General features: G+C 73.9%; 15 protein-coding genes. 13 read left to right on the top strand and 2 right to left on the bottom strand.

The window, feature by feature from the left end; all coding sequences use genetic code 11:
- Positions 1-109: 109 nt before the first annotated feature.
- From JQX11_RS00405 to JQX11_RS00345, 13 genes are all read left to right on the top strand, one after another.
- Positions 110-1501 carry a class I adenylate-forming enzyme family protein gene (locus JQX11_RS00405; protein ID WP_204923546.1) on the top strand — a complete coding sequence of 464 codons (1392 nt, stop codon included), beginning with the start codon at positions 110-112 and terminating at the stop codon, positions 1499-1501.
- A 161-nt stretch (positions 1502-1662) separates the two neighbouring features.
- Positions 1663-1929, top strand: a complete 267-nt coding sequence (locus tag JQX11_RS00400) for an acyl carrier protein (protein ID WP_204922922.1) — start codon at positions 1663-1665, stop codon at positions 1927-1929.
- Complete coding sequence (locus tag JQX11_RS00395) at positions 1929-2174, top strand: hypothetical protein (RefSeq protein WP_088647750.1); 246 nt, start codon at positions 1929-1931, stop codon at positions 2172-2174. Before JQX11_RS00400 ends, JQX11_RS00395 begins: the two co-directional genes overlap by 1 nt.
- Positions 2167-3363 (top strand): beta-ketoacyl-[acyl-carrier-protein] synthase family protein, encoded by a 1197-nt coding sequence (locus JQX11_RS00390; RefSeq protein WP_204922921.1) that lies wholly within the window; start codon positions 2167-2169, stop codon positions 3361-3363. The genes JQX11_RS00395 and JQX11_RS00390 overlap by 8 nt, the downstream gene beginning before the upstream one ends.
- A 26-nt stretch (positions 3364-3389) precedes the next feature.
- Positions 3390-3917: a beta-ketoacyl synthase chain length factor gene (locus JQX11_RS00385; RefSeq protein ID WP_307826053.1), complete on the top strand. Its 528-nt coding sequence runs from the start codon at positions 3390-3392 to the stop codon at positions 3915-3917.
- Entirely contained in the window at positions 3914-5530 is a 1617-nt protein-coding gene (locus JQX11_RS00380; protein WP_204922920.1) for a class I adenylate-forming enzyme family protein, read from the top strand. The genes JQX11_RS00385 and JQX11_RS00380 overlap by 4 nt, the downstream gene beginning before the upstream one ends.
- On the top strand, positions 5527-6786 hold the full coding sequence (locus tag JQX11_RS00375; protein WP_204922919.1) for a beta-ketoacyl-[acyl-carrier-protein] synthase family protein: 1260 nt from the start codon (positions 5527-5529) through the stop codon (positions 6784-6786). The genes JQX11_RS00380 and JQX11_RS00375 overlap by 4 nt, the downstream gene beginning before the upstream one ends.
- Before the next feature lie 70 nt (positions 6787-6856).
- Entirely contained in the window at positions 6857-7966 is a 1110-nt protein-coding gene (hppD, locus tag JQX11_RS00370) for a 4-hydroxyphenylpyruvate dioxygenase (protein WP_204922918.1), read from the top strand.
- Positions 7963-8886, top strand: coding sequence for a phytanoyl-CoA dioxygenase family protein (locus JQX11_RS00365; protein ID WP_204922917.1), 924 nt, complete (start codon positions 7963-7965; stop codon positions 8884-8886). Before hppD ends, JQX11_RS00365 begins: the two co-directional genes overlap by 4 nt.
- A 2-nt stretch (positions 8887-8888) precedes the next feature.
- Positions 8889-9686, top strand: a complete 798-nt coding sequence (locus JQX11_RS00360; RefSeq protein WP_204922916.1) for a DUF3050 domain-containing protein — start codon at positions 8889-8891, stop codon at positions 9684-9686.
- Positions 9683-10651 carry a thiamine pyrophosphate-dependent dehydrogenase E1 component subunit alpha gene (locus tag JQX11_RS00355; RefSeq protein ID WP_204922915.1) on the top strand — a complete coding sequence of 323 codons (969 nt, stop codon included), beginning with the start codon at positions 9683-9685 and terminating at the stop codon, positions 10649-10651. The genes JQX11_RS00360 and JQX11_RS00355 overlap by 4 nt, the downstream gene beginning before the upstream one ends.
- A gap of 1 nt (position 10652) precedes the next feature.
- Entirely contained in the window at positions 10653-11627 is a 975-nt protein-coding gene (locus tag JQX11_RS00350) for an alpha-ketoacid dehydrogenase subunit beta (protein WP_204922914.1), read from the top strand.
- Positions 11624-12982 (top strand): hypothetical protein, encoded by a 1359-nt coding sequence (locus tag JQX11_RS00345; protein ID WP_204922913.1) that lies wholly within the window; start codon positions 11624-11626, stop codon positions 12980-12982. Before JQX11_RS00350 ends, JQX11_RS00345 begins: the two co-directional genes overlap by 4 nt.
- Before the next feature lie 277 nt (positions 12983-13259).
- Here the strand turns inward: JQX11_RS00345 and JQX11_RS00340 are convergent, their stop codons facing one another.
- A complete protein-coding gene (locus tag JQX11_RS00340; RefSeq protein ID WP_204922912.1) occupies positions 13260-13943 on the bottom strand; it encodes an SGNH/GDSL hydrolase family protein in 684 nt (227 codons plus the stop codon).
- 211 nt (positions 13944-14154) lie between these two features.
- Positions 14155-15510: an AfsR/SARP family transcriptional regulator gene (locus tag JQX11_RS00335; protein WP_204922911.1), complete on the bottom strand. Its 1356-nt coding sequence runs from the start codon at positions 15508-15510 to the stop codon at positions 14155-14157.
- Positions 15511-15725: the final 215 nt, after the last annotated feature.

The raw sequence follows: 15725 nt of genomic DNA, 5'->3' as shown, positions 1-15725 counted from the left end.
ATCTAGTAATGGTCTTCCGGGCTGTCGTAGGGTGCCGTGAGCACGCCAAGAGACATCATTTATGGGCGCATTCGCCCGATTCTATGCTGGACGGTGGCCGGCGGTGACCATGTATCGCCCGACGGAAGATCCTGCGGCGCAAGACCCCGGTTGGGTGGACGACGTGTTGTTCGCCGGCCCTCCGACCGACGTTTGTCTCCGGCTGCCCGAGCCGGTGGACCGGGGCACCCTGCACCGCCTGGTCGTCGCGGCACAGGACCGGCTGCGCGAGGCGGGACTGCGCCCCGGCGGGGCCGTCGCGCTGCGCCTGCCGCCCTCGGTGTCCTATGTGGTCAACCTGCTGGCGACCTGGCGCAGCGGCGCTCAGGCGGTGCTGCTCGACCACCGGCTCACCGACCACGAGGTCGACCGGGCGCTGCGCCGGCTCACCCCGCAGGTGGTCGTCGCCCCGGCCCGTACCGGTGGTGGCGCGCTGAAGGTCTTCCTCGACGTCACCGAGAGCGTCACCGCGTACGCCGACCGACCGGCGGTCAGCGGGCACGCCGTGATCCAGCTCAGCTCCGGCTCCACCGGACCGTCCAAGGTGATCGGACGCACCGCCGCCGACCTGGTCGCCGAGGTGCACCGCTACACCCGCATCGACGGGGTGGCGCTGCCCGGCGAGCGGATCATCCTGCTGCCGTCCATGGTGCACGTGCTCGGCCTCGTCGGCGGACTGCTCTACGGCCTGCACGCCCACGTCGAGCTGGTCCCGCCGGAGCGGCTCGGCGGCGACGCCGTGCTGGCCGCGATCGCCGCCCAGGACACCCCGGCCACCGTGCTCGGCGTTCCGTTCCACATCGGCCTACTCGCCTTCACCCGCCCCGACCGGCCGCTGCCCCAGTTCAAGCGGATGACCACCGGCGGGGAACTGGTCCCGCCGGCCATCGTTCAGGCGTTCACCGACCGGCACGGCGTTCCCCTGGGCAACATGTACGGGATGACCGAGGTCGGCGTCATCGGCACCGACCTGTACGGGCGGCACCGGCCCGCCATCACGCCCGCCCCCGGCATCGAGGTCCGCGAGTCCGACGGTGAACTGCTGATCAGCTGCCCCGCGTCGCCGTACGTCGGGCTCAGCGACCCCACCCGCTGGGCCGACGGCTGGCTGCGCACCCGCGACGCCGGCACCGTCGACCCGGACACCGGCCTGGTCACCGTCCGGGGCAGGCTCGACTCGCAGGTCTCCGTGGGGGGCCTCAAGGTCGACCTCACCGAGGTCGAGGCCACCCTCACCGGCCTGCCCGGGGTGGCCGCCGCCGTGGTCGCCTACGACGACGGGATCACCGCCTACGTGCAGCCCGACGGCCCGCTGTCCGAGGAGGAGCTGGACAAGCTCCTCGCGGAGCGGCTGGCCGGCTACAAGCGGCCCCGCACCCTGCACCTGGTGGCGCAACTGCCGCGTACCACCACCGGCAAACTGGTCCGCTCGCTGGACGTGCTGCGGGCGGCGGCGCCATGACCGGTCCGCTCCACCCCGCCCCCCGGCCGGTCCCCGTCGACCGCCGCCGGGGCGCCACCACCGCGTCACCACCGGCCGACCGTCGGCGGTACGCCCGAACCACTTCCGCACGGTGCCCCGACCGGGCACCGGCGACCCGCCCATCGAGAGAGGTAACCGTCATGCGAGACGAGGTCCGCACCTTCGTCATCGACCAGCTCCAGGACATGAACTACGACGTCGACGGGATCGACGACGAGACCACCCTCGGCCCGTCCGGGGTGGACCTGGAGTCGCTCGCCCTGTCCGACCTTTCCGTCCGGGTGGAGGACCGCTACGGGCTGCGGTTCGCCGACGACGAGTCGGAGAAGCTGGCCCTGATGACGGTGGGGGAGTTCACCACCATGGTCGCCGACCGGGTCGCCGGGGCGACCACCGACAACCGCTGATGTCCGGTCAGCCCGACCTGGGGCGAGCTGACCTGGTGAGCATGCTCGCCGAACTGACCGGCAAACCCGTCGACCAGGTCCCGCACCGGGTCGGCTCGATGGAACTGGCCTGGCTGGTGCACCTCGTCGAACAGCGCTACGACACCCGGATGGACCTCACCGACGACCAGCTCGCCGGCATCCGCACCCTCGACGACGCCCTGGCCGTGTTCCACACCTGCCTCACCGCCTCCGCTGATGGTTGAGCGGAGCACCGTCACGATCTCCGGCACCTACGCCCTCAGCGCCTTCGGCAGGGGCGTGGACGCCCTGCTGGCCGGGGTCCTGTCCGGGGTGCCGGCGTTCCGACCGGTCCACCGGTTCGACACCACCGGCCGCCGGGTGACCGTCGCGGCCACCCGCCCCGACGTGGCGACCCTGCCGCAGGAGCTGGCCGACGCCGTCGACGCCGCCTGCCGGGCGGCCGGGCTGGACCCGGCGCAGCGCCGGGCGTCGGCACTGCTCCTGGCCACCCACGGCGGGCCGGCCACCCTGCCCGGCCCGTACACCGACGACCGACCGGTCGCCGACGCCGCCGACCCGTGGTGGGCCGGTGGCGAACGGGACGACGCCGGCCCGGCCTGGCCGGAGCTGCCCGCCCTGGCCGACCGGCTGGCCCGGCGGTGCGGGCTCGGCGGCCCGACCCGGGTCTACACCACCGCCTGCGTCTCGGCCAGCAACGCGGTCGCCGACGCCGCCGCCATGATCCGCCGGGGGGACACCGACCGGGTCGTCGTGGCCGCCGGCTACCTGGTGGAACCGGACCAGTACGCGCTCTTCGACGCCGGCCGGGCACTCGCCGCCGACGGGGCGGTCCGTCCGTTCAGCGCCGGACGGCAGGGCCTGCTGCTCGGCGACGGGGTGGCCGCGGTGGTGCTGGAGTCCGCCGCCGCGCTGCGCGGCCGCGGCGGTGAGCCGGTGGCGACGCTGGCCGGCTGGGGCCGGGCCGGCGACGCCCACCACCCCTGCCAACCCGATCCGCAGGGGGGAGGGCTGGCCCGCGCGATCGGCGCGGCGCTGGGCCGCGCCGGCCTGCCCGCCGGGGCGGTCGGCTACGTCAACGCGAACGCCACCGGCACCGGGTTCAGCGACGCCTCCGAGGCGGCGGCGCTGCGGCTGGCCCTGGGCGGGTGGGCCGGGCAGGTGCCGGTCAGCTCCACCAAGGCGCTGCACGGGCACGCGCTGGAGGCGTCCGGCCTGCTCGAACTGGTGGTCACCGTGGCGGCGCTGGGGCACGGGAAGCTGCCGGTCAACGCCGGCTGGCTCGGCCCCGACCCGGCCTGCCCGCTGGACGTGGTCACCGCCGCGCCCCGCCCGGTGACCAGCCGGTACGCCCTCAGCCTCAACGCCGCCTTCGGCGGCGCGAACACCGCCCTGCTGGTGGGTGCGCCGTGACCGGCACGCGCGGCCCGGGACCCGGGATCGTCCCGGGCCGTCCGGCCGGTCACGGCGCACCCCGGGTGCTGGCGCAGGCGCGCTGGCCGGAACCGGGCGACGGGCCACCACCGCCGCTGCCCGGGTTCCTGCACTCGCCGTTCGCGCCGCTGGTCGCGGCGGTGGCCGGGCGTTGCCTGGACCGCCGGCCCGGTGGCCCGCCGGCGGCCGGCAGCCGGTGTGCGGTGGTGCTGGTCAGCGCCGCCGGTGACCGGCCCAGCGCCACGCACGTCCGGTCGACCGTCGCCGCCGGGGGGCGGGTCGGTCCACTGTTCTTCTTCCAGTCGGTGCCCAACAGCGTCGCCGGGCAGGTCGCCGCCCGGTGGGGGCTGACCGGGCCGGTGGTGTGCCTGAGCCCGACGGGTGACCCCCGGGCCGACGCCATCGCCGAAGGGGAACTGCTGCTGTACGACGGCGACACCGACGAGGCGTTGCTGATCATGATCGACGAGGCACCCGACGCGACGCCCACCGGTGCGGTCGCGGTGCTGCTGGGGGGAGGAGACAGTCAATGAGGACGAAGGGACTGCGGGGGGTGCTCGCCGCCGATCCGCAACTCGGCGCGGGAAACGTGCTGGCCCGGGTGCTGGCCCACGGCGCTGACCCACAGGGGCCGGGGCTGACCTTCGACACCCCGGTCGACGGGCACCCCGCCGGGCAGCCGCTCACCCTGGGGCAGCTCGACGAACGGGTCGCCGCGCGGGCGGCCTGGCTGCACGCCCGGGGGGTGCAGCCGCGCGACCCGGTCGCCGTCTGGGCCACCGCCGCCGCCGACATGGTGCTGAGCTTCCTGGCACTGACCCGGCTCGGCGCGATCCCCGCGCTGATGAACGGCAAGCTGCGCCCCGAGATCGCCGCCGAGTACATCCGCCGGTTGCGGGGCGTCGGGGTGCTCGCCGACGCCGCGCACGCCGAGCTGCTGGCCGGGCACGACCTGGGCGTACCCCTGCTCGGCACCCCGGCGGAGGCCGGCGCCGGCGACCCGGCGCAGGCCCCGGCCGACTACCGGCACCACCCCGACGACCCGATCGTCATCACCCACACCTCCGGCACCACCGGGGTGCCCAAGGCGGTGCTGCACTCGCACGCCAGCCTCTTCGCCGCCACCCGGCACCTGCTGTCCATGCCGCAGGCGCAGGGCACCCGCCGCATCCTCAACGCGCTGCCCGCCCCGCACACCGCGACGGTGCTGATGGTCAACCAGGCGCTGGGCAACCGGGCGGAGATGTTCCTGCTCTCCGAGCAGGGCGGCGAACGGGTCCTCGACGCCATCCAGCGGTGGCGGCCCGACGGGGTCTTCGGCTTCTCGATGACCTGGGCCGAGCTGGCCCGCTTCGACCTGAGCGGGTACGACCTGGACTCGGTGCGGTTGTGGTTCAACACCGGCGACTGCTCGCACGAGCCGCACGTCCGCCGGCTCGTCGCGGTCGGCTCGCGGGACGTGGTCACCCGGCAGGGCGTCACCCGGGTCCCCGGTTCCGTCTTCATCGACGGCCTCGGCTCCAGCGAGATGGGGCACTCGATGTTCCACATCACGCACACCACCGACACCGACCGGTACGGCCGCTGCGTGGGCCGGCCCTACCGGTTCGCCAGGGTGGCCGTCCTCGACGCCGAGGGCAACGAGCTGCCCCCCGGCCAGGTGGGTTTCCTCGGCATCGACTCGCCGTCGCTGTTCCGGGGCTACTGGAACGACTCGGTCACCAGCTACCGGTTCCGGCTGCGCGGCTGGTACCTCACCGGTGACCTGGTCCACGCCGACGCCGACGGCCGCTACTACCACCTGGACCGGGCCGTCGACTCGGTGACGCTGCCCGACGGGCGGCGCTACTTCACCGCGTTGTCCGAGGAACGCGTCCTCGCCGCCTGCCCCGACGTCACCGACTGCACCGTGCTGATCGTCGCCGACGGCGACACGGTCACCACCGACGTGCTGCTGGAGTTGGCCGCCGGGGCCGACCCGACGGTCGAGCGCACCGACACGATCCGGGCCGCGCTCGGCGCGGACGTGGGGGCGACCCTGCGCCGGGTGGTACCGGTGAGCGCCGACGACATCCCCGTCACCGTCACCGGCAAGGTCCGCAAGGTGGCGCTGCGGGAACGCTACCTCGCCGAGTCGTCGTCATGACCGTCGTCATCACCGGCATGGGCCTGTTCAGCCCCGTCGGGCGGGGCGTGGCCGACACCTTCACCGCGTTGACCACCGGCCGGTCCGGGCTGGGCCGACCGCCCGAGGGGCACCCGGCCCGGGAGTCGCTGGAGGTCGCCGGGGTGCTCCCGCCGATCGACCCGCGGACGGTCGCCACCGGCCCGGAGACCAAGGTGCTCGACCGGGTCGTGCTGTTCGCCCTGCTCACCGCCGCCGACGCGCTCGCCGACGCCGGCATCGTGGTGGGCCGGGACGTCGACCCGGCGCGGATCGGCGTCGTCGTCGGCGGGGTCGGCGGGATGTCCACCCTGGAGCAGCAGGTGATCGCCCGCACCGAGCGGGGCCGGGCCGCCGTCAGCCCGTACCTGCTGACCGGCATCCTGCCGAACATGGCCTCGGCGCGGATCGCCATCGCCCACGGCATCCGCGGCTACAGCTCGTCGGTCGGCACGGCCTGCGCCTCCGGGGCCCAGGCGGTCGCCGACGCGGCCCGGCTGATCCGGGCCGGCGAGGCCGACGTGGTGCTCTGCGGGGCCAGCGAGGCGCCGCTCTTCCCGACCTTCGCCGACACCTTCGGCAACGCCCGCGCGCTGGCCCGGGGCTGGGCGGACCCGACCGAGGCGAGCCGCCCCTTCGACCGGCGACGCAACGGGTTCGTGCTCGCCGAGGGGGCCGCCCTGCTGGTGCTGGAACGGGCCGGACACGCCGCCGCCCGGGGCGCCCGCACGTACGCGGAGGTGGCCGGCTACGGCAGCACCACCGACGCGCACCACCCGACGATGCCCCGGCCCGACGGGGAGGGGGCGGCCGACTGCATGCGCGCCGCCCTGGCCCGCGCCGACGTCCCGCCGGCCGAGGTCGGCTACGTCAACGCCCACGGCACCGGCACCAAACTCGGTGACATCGCCGAGAGCACCGCGCTGGGCAAGGTCTTCGGTGTCGGCGGGGTGCCGGTCAGCTCCACCAAGGCGCTCACCGGGCACCTGCTCGGCGCGTCCGGGGTGGTGGAGGCGGCGGCCTGCGCGCTGGCACTGCGGGCCGGCCTGCTGCCGCCGACGTACCACCTGGACGACCCGGACCCGGACTGCCCGGCGGACCACGTCCGCGACGTGCCCCGGGCGAGCCGGGCCGAATTCGCGCTCACCAACTCCTTCGGATTCGGCGGGCAGAACGTGAGCCTGCTGCTGCGGCGCACCACCGGGGCTGGCGCCCGGCCCGCCGAGCCGGGGAGGTGATCGACGCTGCGACCCGGGCCGCACGCGCCCGGACGGCAGTCACGGGGGGACATGGGGAAGGGCTGGAGAGATGGATATTCGTGGAATAGACCACATTGAAATGTACGTGGGGGACGCCCGGCAGGCGGCCTTCTATTTCGGCACCGCCGTCGGTTTCACCCTGCTCGGGCAGGGTGGGCCGGAGACCGGGCTGGTCGGGCAGCGGTCCCTGCTGCTGGGGCAGGCCGACATCCGGATGGTGCTGACCACCGGCCTCACCGCCGAGCACCCGGCCTCGGGGTACGTGGCCCGGCACGGTGACGGGATCGCGGTCGTGGCGGTGGAGGTCGGCGATGCCGCCGGGGCGTACGCGGAACTGGTGGCCCGGGGTGCGACGCCGGTGACCCCGCCGCGTACCTGGACCGGCGCGGACGCCGAGGTGGTGACCGCCGAGGTGGGCGGCTTCGGTGACGTGCTGCACCGGCTGGTGGAACGCCGGGGCGACCGGGCCGACTTCCTGCCCGGTGCGATCGAGGCGACCCCGGCCGGCGGGACCGACGACCGGCTGCTCGCCGAGATCGACCACCTGGCGGTCTGCGTGCCGCCCGGCCAGCTCGACGACACCGTGACGCTCTACGAGCGGGTCTTCGGCTTCGCGCAGATCTTCGAGGAGCACATCGAGGTCGCCGGTCAGGCGATGAACTCCAAGGTGGTGCAGGACGCCTCCGGGCGGGTCACCCTGGTGCTGCTGGAACCGGACGCCGGGCGGCGTCCCGGCCAGATCGACAAGTTCCTCAGTGAGCACCACGGGGCCGGGGTGCAGCACCTGGGGCTGCGCACCGACGACATCGTCGGCGCGGTCGGCGCGCTCGGTGCCCGCGGGGTGCGCTTCGCCGGCACCCCGGCGGCCTACTACGACGACCTGGAGCAGCGGGTCGGCAAGATCGACGCGCCGCTGGAGCGGCTGCGGGACCTCAGCATCCTGGTCGACGCCGACCACGGCGGGCAGCTGTTGCAGATCTTCACCGAGTCGATGCACGTGCGGCGCACCCTCTTCCTCGAACTCATCGAGCGGCGCGGGGCACGCACCTTCGGCAGCGGCAACATCCGGGCCCTCTACGAGGCCAAGGAACGGGAGTTGGCCGTGGCGGGGGCGACCCCCGCCGTCGCGGCCGGCACGGCACGAGGAGCAGGTGCATGACCACGACACATCCGACGTTGACCGCCGAGGAGGAGGCGCTGCTCCCGTCCGACGAGGACGTGCGCCACTACGCCGAGCACGGCTGGTACCTGTCCAAGAAGTTGCTCACCGACGACGAGGTGGACGCCCTGACCGCGGCCACCGACCGCTACTACGACGGTGAACGGGACCGCACCCTGCCGGTGCGCCCGCCGAAGCTGGCCTACTGGGACCCGTCGAAGGGGCCGGTGCAGCGGCACAACGACTACGTCCACCACGAGCACGACGGGATCGCCGCGATCCTGCGCAAGCCGCTGATCGGCGCGGTCGCCGCCCGGCTGGCCCGGGCCGACGAGATCCGGATCTTCCAGTCCACGCTGATCTACAAGCCACCGATCTCCGGTGAGCCGTCCAACATCGTGCCCTGGCACTTCGACAAGCACTACTGGTCGTCCTCGTCGTCGGAGCGGATGCTCACCGCGTTCATCCCGTTCCACGACTGCGGTGAGGAGATGGGCACCATCACCATGGTCGACGGCTCCCACCGGTGGTCGGAGACCGGCGCGGACGACACCGTCGTGCGGCACTTCGCCGAGCGGGACCGCGACCAGCTCGAGGAGATGCTGGCCGAGAACGCGGCGCACAACGGCGCGCAGATCCGCAAGATCCCCATGGTGATCCCCAAGGGACACATGAGTTTCCACCACTGCCGCACCTACCACGGCAGCGGCGCCAACGTCAGCGGACGCCCGCGCCGGGCGATCTCGCTGCACCTGCAGGACGGCGACAACGCCTACCGGGAGTTCCCGCTCTCCGACGGCAGCCTCGCCGCGTACAACCACGACGTGCTGGTCCGCCGCACCCACGACGGGCGGCCGGACTACGCGGACCCCGACTACTGCCCGGTCATCTGGCGCGATCGCGCCCAGCAGGGAGGCTGAACATGTCACGGTACGACTGGGGTAAGACGCACCCGGGCATCGAGCGGTTGGAGCAGGCGGTGACCGACCGCCGCGACGTGGTGGTCAAGCACCCGCTCTACGCCAACCTGGACACCCACGAGGCGTTGGTCACCTTCATGGAGCACCACGTCTTCGCGGTCTGGGACTTCATGTCCCTGCTGAAGTCGTTGCAGCGGCAGCTCACCTGCGTGACGGTGCCGTGGATCCCCACCGGGCCGACCGGCAGCCGGCGGCTGATCAACGACATCGTCATGGTGGAGGAGAGCGACGAGCTCGGCGAGGGCTACATCAGCCACTTCGAGCTGTACGTGCGGGGGATGGGCGAGGCGGGCGCGGACACCACCGCCGTCAACCGGCTGGTCGACCTGCTGCGCGGCGGCACGTCGGTGACCGACGCGCTGGTCGAGGCGGGTGTGCCCGAGGCGTCGCGGGCGTTCGCCGCCACCACCTGGAAGATCATCGAGTCGACGCCGGTGCACTGCCAGGCCGCCGCGTTCGCCTTCGGCCGGGAGGATCTGATCCCCGACATGTTCACCCAGGTCGTCGCGGTCAACGAGCGCAGCAACCGGCTGCACACCTTCGTCGACTACCTGGAGCGGCACATCGAGGTCGACGGCGAGCAGCACACCCCGATGGCGATGCAGATGCTCGCCGACCTGTGCGGCGACGACGACGTCAAGTGGCAGGAGTGCGCCGACACGGTCAACCTGGCGCTGACCGCCCGCGCGCAGCTCTGGGACGACATCCTCGCCGCCGTCAAGGAGGGCCGCGACCGGTGACCGACGCCGACCCGGCCCGGCTCTACCGCACCGTACGGCTGATCCGCCGGTTCGAGGAGCTGGCCATCGCCCTGGTCCGCTCCGGGCACATCGTCGGCGGCATCCACCCCTACCTCGGTCAGGAGGGGATCGCCGCCGGCGTGTGCGCCGCGCTCGGCGCGGGGGACCTGGTCACCGGCACCCACCGGGGGCACGGCCACGTGCTCGCCAAGGGTGCCGACCCGGCCCGGATGATGGCCGAACTGTGCGGCCGGGAAACCGGACTGAACCGGGGCCGGGGCGGCTCGATGCACGCGGCGGACCTGTCCATCGGGGTGCTCGGCGCCAACGCCATCGTCGGGGCGTCCCCGGCGATCCTCACCGGCGCGGTGTGGGCGCACCGGCAGCGCGGCAACCCCGTGGTCGGGGCGAGCTTCTTCGGTGACGGCGCGGTCAACGAGGGGATGCTGCTGGAGGCGTTCAACCTGGCCGCGCTCTGGCGGGTGCCGGTGCTGCTGGTCTGTGAGAACAACGGCTACGCCACCACCATGCCGGTGGCCGGCGCGGTGGCCGGCACCATCACCGGGCGGGCCGAGGCGTTCGGCATCCGGGCCACCGTCGTCGACGGGCAGGACCCGGAGGCGGTCCGGCAGGTCACGGCCGCCGCCGTCGCGCGGATGCGCGACGGCGGCGGGCCGGAGCTGGTCGAGGCCCGCACCTACCGGTTCGACGCCCACCACACCTTCGAACACGCGGTACGCCTGGAGTACCGCACGCCGCAGGAGGTGGCCGACGGCCGGTCCCGGGACCCGGTGGAGATCCAGGGTGCCCGGCTGTCCCCGGCCGACCGGGAGACGGTCGACGCCGAGGTGGAGGCGACCCTCGACGCGGCCGTCGCGTTCGCCCTGGCCGGCCCCGAACCGGACCCGGCCGGTGCGCTGGACCACCTGTACGCCAGTGGGCTGACCGCCCGGGGAGGCTCCTGAGATGCCACGGCTGTCGTACCGCAAGGCGCTGACCCGGGCGCTGACCGACGAGATGACCCGGGACGAGTCGGTGTTCCTGCTCGGCGAGGACATCCGGGTGGGCGCGTCCAACGTCACCCCGGGCCTGCTCAAGCGGTTCGGGCCGGACCGGGTGCTGGACACCCCGCTGTCGGAGCAGGCGTTCACCAGCTTCGCCACCGGTGCGGCGCTGGCCGGGCTGCGGCCGGTGGTGGAGTTCCAGATCCCGTCCCTGCTGTTCCTGGTCTTCGAGCAGATCGTCAACCACGCGCACAAGTTCCCGATGATGACCGGCGGGCAGTGCTCGGTGCCGGTCACCTACCTGGTGCCCGGCTCCGGTTCCCGCACCGGCTGGGCGGGGCAGCACTCCGACCACCCGTACTCGCTGTTCGCGCACGTCGGGATCGTCACCGTGGTGCCGGCCACCCCGGCCGACGCGTACGGGCTGCTGGCCTCGGCGATCCGGCACGACGATCCGGTGGTGGTGTTCGCCCCGGCCGCCGCGCTGGAGGTCCGCGACGACGTCGACTTCGCCACCCTCGCCCCGGTGCCGCTGGGGCGCGGGGTGGTCAGCCGGGCCGGCGACGACGTCACCGTGGTCGCCGTCGGGCACCTGGTGCACGACGCGCTGGCCGTCGCCGAGGAGTTGGCCGACCAGGTGTCGGTGGAGGTGTTCGACCCGCGCACGATCTACCCGTTCGACCTCGACGGCCTGCTCGACTCGGTGTCCCGTACCGGCCGGCTGGTGGTCGTCGACGACTCCAACCGGTCCTGCGGCATCGCCGCCGAGATCATCACCTCGGTGCTGGAACGGGTGCCGCTGGTCGCGCCGCCGCGCCGGGTCACCCGGCCGGACGGCGCGGTGCTGCCCTTCGCGCCGGTGCTCGACCGGGCCGTGCAGCCGGGCCGCGAGCAACTCACCGCCGCCATCCAACTGACCATGAAGGACAGATCATGACCGATCCGAACTACCCCTGGCCCGAGCCCGGCCAGGCATGGCGCGAGCTGCCGGAGACGGCCCGTACGGCGATGGTGTCCAGCGGGGCCGCCGCCTGGCGGGAGATCTTCTACGGCTGTGCGACGTACAACAAGCAGTGGCGGCTGGCCCGGCCCCCGGTCATGCCGGCGGACGCGTTCCGCGAGCTGAACGAGGTCTGCGACCGGATCGCCCAGCTCATCCTGGACGCCTGCCGGCGACGGGCCCGCACCGCCGGGGAGCTGCGCGAGCTGCTCGGGGTGCCCGAGGGGGCGACGCGGCTGCTCGACGAGTCCGAGGAGCTGTCCGAGGAGCTGCTCGCCGCCTACCGGCCCGACGTGCTGATCTCCGGTGGGGTGCCGAGGATCGTCGAGTACAACATCGACAGCAGTCTGGGCGGCGGTTTCGACGCCGACACGGTGGTCCGCCGGTACGCGGCGCTCTACCAGGAGCGGGGCATCCTCGACGGGCTGCCGGTGCGGCCGGCCCCGTCCCTGCTGGACCAGCGGTTCGTGGCGATCCGCGACGGGCTGTCCCTGCCCGACGGGGCCCGGGTGGCGCTGCTGCTCGACTTCGACGCCGACTACCCCGGCCTGGAGACCCCGGACGACTTCATCAAGATCCTCTCCCCGCTTGTCGACCAGGCCCGCCGGTTCGGCATCGACCTGGTGATCGCCCCGGTCGGCACGGCCACCCTGGACGAGGCGAAGCGGCTGGTCGTCGGTGGCGCGCCGGTCGACGCGCTGTTCCGCCTCTTCGTGCCCAACCGGGTCACCCCGAGCGCCGGCCTGGACGCGGTGGCCGGGGCGCTCGATGCGGGCACCCTGCCGATGTTCGTCAGCACCGCCGCCTGGCTGCTCGGCAACAAGATCAACTTCGCCTGGCTGTACGAGGACCTGGACCTGCTCTCCGCCGACGACCAGGCCCTGGTCCGCCGGTACGTCCCGCACACCGTGGCGTTCACCGCCGCCGAACTGGAGCGGGCCCTGGCCGACCGGGAGAACCTGGTGGTCAAGCCGGCCGACGGCTCGGCCGGCCACGGGGTGCTCATCGGCCGGGAGATGGGCGACGCGGAGTGGGCCGAGGGCCTGCGCGCCGCCCTCGACCGGGGCGGCGACATCCTTCAGCGGTACTGGCCCGCCGACCGGGTGGAGATGGACTTCGTCCAGATCGAGACCGGCGAGACGGTCAACGCCGAGGTCCCCTACAGCATCGCCCCGTACCTGTTCGGGCGGACCGGCTCCGGGGCGCTGGCCCGGGTCGGCTTCCCCGGCTGCGACGAGGTCCTCAACCTGGCCCGGGGCGTCCTGCTCACCGGCATCCTCCTCACCGACTGACCCAGCTCCCCCCCATCCCTCCCCCCACGCTCCCTCCCCGCCCCCGCGACTGCCCCGCCCCGGTGATCAAGAGGTTCGCGTCACCATTCCGCTGGCGGATGCCGCAAACCTCTTGATCACCCGGCTCCGGCCGGGCTGGGGTGCGGTGATCAAGAGGTTTGGGGCGGGGCCGGCCGTTCCGGATGACGCAAACCTCTTGATCGACCCCGCCGGGGCCGGTGGGTGGAGGGGGTGGGGGGCCCGCCGGGGGCCGGTGGGAAGGGTGGTGGGGTGGGGGTCAGGGGTGGTTGCCGAGGTGGGCGCCGAGGCGGCGGATGGTCTCGGCGGCGGCGATGGCGTCGCTGCGGGCGCTGCCGTGCCGGCCGTCGCTGCTGTACATCGACGGATCGGTGCCGGCCGGATGGTCGCTCAGGTGCACGTGCAACGCCCCCAACCGGTCGGCCAGCCGGCCGGTACGCGAGGAGAGCAGCCGCATCCGGGCGCCCAACCCGGGCCGCAGGGCCGCCGGGACCGCCGGGCTGTGCGACACGTCGAACATGCCCACCGTGATCACGTCGGCCCCGGCGTCGCGCAGCGCCCCGACGATCGCGATCAACTCGGTGTCCACCGCGTCCGGGTCGAACGCCGTCCGGAAGGCGTCGTTGCCGCCGCAGACCACCAGCGCCAGGTCGGGGGAGAAGGCCAACGCCCGGTCGAGCTGCCCGGCCCGGACCTGTTGCGCCCGCAGCCCGCGCCGGCCCAGGTTCAGGTACGCCAACCCGGGCCGTACCGCCGACAGTTCGGCGGCGATCCGGTCGGCCCACTGCACGTCCGGGTACCCCTCGACCGGCTCGCACATGCCCTCGGCGACGCTGTCGCCGAGCACCACGAACCGGTGCCACGGATGGTCGCGCAGCAGTGCGGCGCTCTCTCCCTCGCGCAGGCAGTACGGATCGGTGGCCTCGGTCAACATCGATGACATGGCCGGGAATGTAGCCGACCGTGCGGGTGCCGTCGATCACACCGACCCCTCGGATCGCCTGGTGGTCGTCCAGGTGCGCCGACCAGCGCCGGCGCCGCCTCCGTCGGCCCTGCCTCCGTCAGGATCCCCGCCGTCGGTCCGCGCTGGTCGAGACCCGGGGGCTCGGCAACGGAGTGGCGATGCGGCGCCACCGGCGTCGATCCGAGGCGTCTCAGGTGCCCCGGCAGGGTGCCTCGGTGGCCGGCCGGCCGCAGGTGGCCAGGCTGCACCAGCGTCGCATTCCGGTGTCGTCGAGAAAGAGCCATCCGCAGCGCGGGTCCGGGCAGACCCGGACGGTGAGCCGGCGCGGATCGCCGAGCAGTTGCGCGGCGCTCCACGCCGCCGCGTGTACCGGCAGTCGCAACCCGGTCGCCGGATCGGGCCACCACCGTCCCCGCCCGTCGGCCTCCCGACGGAACACCAGCGTCCGGGCGGCCTGCTCGGCGTACCGGGCCACCGCGTCGAAGGCCGGTCCGTCGGCCGGGTCGGTGAGGCAGGCGTACAGCCGGGCCCGCAGCGCACGCACCTCGTCCAGGACCACCGCTGCACCGGCCGGATCACGGCGGCCCAGCTCGATCAACCGGCCCACGGTCGGGTCGTCGACCAGGCCGGCGTGCCCGGTCCACACCGCGAGCGTGCGGTAGCCGCGCAGCCACTCGGCCCCCGGCACCGGCGGTTCGTGTCGCCAACCGGCGAACGTGTTGCAGAACTCCAGCGCCGGGTGCCCGCCGACGCCCCACGGCAACGCCTCGCCGCGCACCCGGACCTCGTAGACCGGCCGGTCCGCCCGGTCCAGCCGGTGGTCGGCCCGGAGTATTCCCCGGTGCACCTCCCGCAGCCGGGCCCCCGGTTCGACCCCGATCTCTTCGACCAGGGTGCGTCGGGTGCGCCGGTACAGCACCAACGCGTCGGTCTGTCGGCCACCGCGGTACAGCGCGGTCATCAACGTCGCCACCAGTTCCTCCCGGCCCGGGTGCCGGGCCACCAGCGGGGTCAGCTCGATGACCACCCGGGTGTGCTGGCCGAGCGCGAGCCGGGCGGCCGCCCGCAGTTCGACGCCGGTCAGCCGCAGGTCCTCGATCGGACCGGCCAGCCGGTCGCGTAGCTCGTCGTCGGCGGTGTCGGCGAGCAACGGCCCACGCGGCAGGGCCAGCGCCCGGTCGAGCAGCCGCACCCGCTCGGCCGGGTCGGCGCTGCCACCTGCCCGGTGCACCAGCCGGGCGAGTTCGGCCACGTCCACGGTGTGCCCGTCGTCGTGCACCAGGTAGCCGTCGCCGCCGGTGGCGATCCGCACCCGGTACGGCCCCAGCGCGGCCCGCAACCGTCCGATGTAGGTGTGCACCGCGCTGCGGGCCGAGGCCGGCGGCCGGTCCGGCCAGAGCAGGTCGATGAGCCGGTCGGTGCCGACCAGGTGTCCCACGTCGAGCAGGAGCAGCCCGAGGAGGCACCGCTCCTGCCGGCGGACCCCGAGATCGACGACGACGCCCTCCTGGCGGGCCTGGAACGGGCCGAGCAGACGGAACTCCATGCCACTGAGACCCCCTGGCGGACCCGATCGGTTGCCGCCGCCGTGGTCACCGACGCCTCGGGTGGAACCGGGACGGCCGCCGGTCGAGGATCGTCCCCGGCATCCCACCGTTGGCGTCGGCAGGGTCGCCCGCCCCCCGCGCACCGGGGGCTCGGTGATCGTCCGGGTCGTCGGGCGCAAACCGTGGACGGGTCCGGTGAGCCGGTGGTCAGCGG

Origin of the sequence: Micromonospora humida, from assembly GCF_016901255.1 — a bacterium.
Taxonomy (GTDB): domain Bacteria; phylum Actinomycetota; class Actinomycetes; order Mycobacteriales; family Micromonosporaceae; genus Micromonospora; species Micromonospora wenchangensis.
Note: the sequence above shows the minus strand (reverse complement) of the source record. Positions and strands in the feature narration are given on the sequence as shown.

What these genes read in the sequence shown, in the direction of transcription:
- JQX11_RS00405 (WP_204923546.1), top strand. Translation starts at nt 110, where the DNA reads ATGTATCGCCCGACGGAAGATCCTGCGGCGCAAGACCCCGGTTGGGTG.
- JQX11_RS00400 (WP_204922922.1), top strand. Translation starts at nt 1,663, where the DNA reads ATGCGAGACGAGGTCCGCACCTTCGTCATCGACCAGCTCCAGGACATG.
- JQX11_RS00395 (WP_088647750.1), top strand. Translation starts at nt 1,929, where the DNA reads ATGTCCGGTCAGCCCGACCTGGGGCGAGCTGACCTGGTGAGCATGCTC.
- JQX11_RS00390 (WP_204922921.1), top strand. Translation starts at nt 2,167, where the DNA reads ATGGTTGAGCGGAGCACCGTCACGATCTCCGGCACCTACGCCCTCAGC.
- JQX11_RS00380 (WP_204922920.1), top strand. Translation starts at nt 3,914, where the DNA reads ATGAGGACGAAGGGACTGCGGGGGGTGCTCGCCGCCGATCCGCAACTC.
- JQX11_RS00375 (WP_204922919.1), top strand. Translation starts at nt 5,527, where the DNA reads ATGACCGTCGTCATCACCGGCATGGGCCTGTTCAGCCCCGTCGGGCGG.
- hppD (WP_204922918.1), top strand. Translation starts at nt 6,857, where the DNA reads ATGGATATTCGTGGAATAGACCACATTGAAATGTACGTGGGGGACGCC.
- JQX11_RS00365 (WP_204922917.1), top strand. Translation starts at nt 7,963, where the DNA reads ATGACCACGACACATCCGACGTTGACCGCCGAGGAGGAGGCGCTGCTC.
- JQX11_RS00360 (WP_204922916.1), top strand. Translation starts at nt 8,889, where the DNA reads ATGTCACGGTACGACTGGGGTAAGACGCACCCGGGCATCGAGCGGTTG.
- JQX11_RS00350 (WP_204922914.1), top strand. Translation starts at nt 10,653, where the DNA reads ATGCCACGGCTGTCGTACCGCAAGGCGCTGACCCGGGCGCTGACCGAC.
- JQX11_RS00345 (WP_204922913.1), top strand. Translation starts at nt 11,624, where the DNA reads ATGACCGATCCGAACTACCCCTGGCCCGAGCCCGGCCAGGCATGGCGC.
- JQX11_RS00340 (WP_204922912.1), bottom strand. Translation starts at nt 13,943, where the DNA reads ATGTCATCGATGTTGACCGAGGCCACCGATCCGTACTGCCTGCGCGAG.
- JQX11_RS00335 (WP_204922911.1), bottom strand. Translation starts at nt 15,510, where the DNA reads ATGGAGTTCCGTCTGCTCGGCCCGTTCCAGGCCCGCCAGGAGGGCGTC.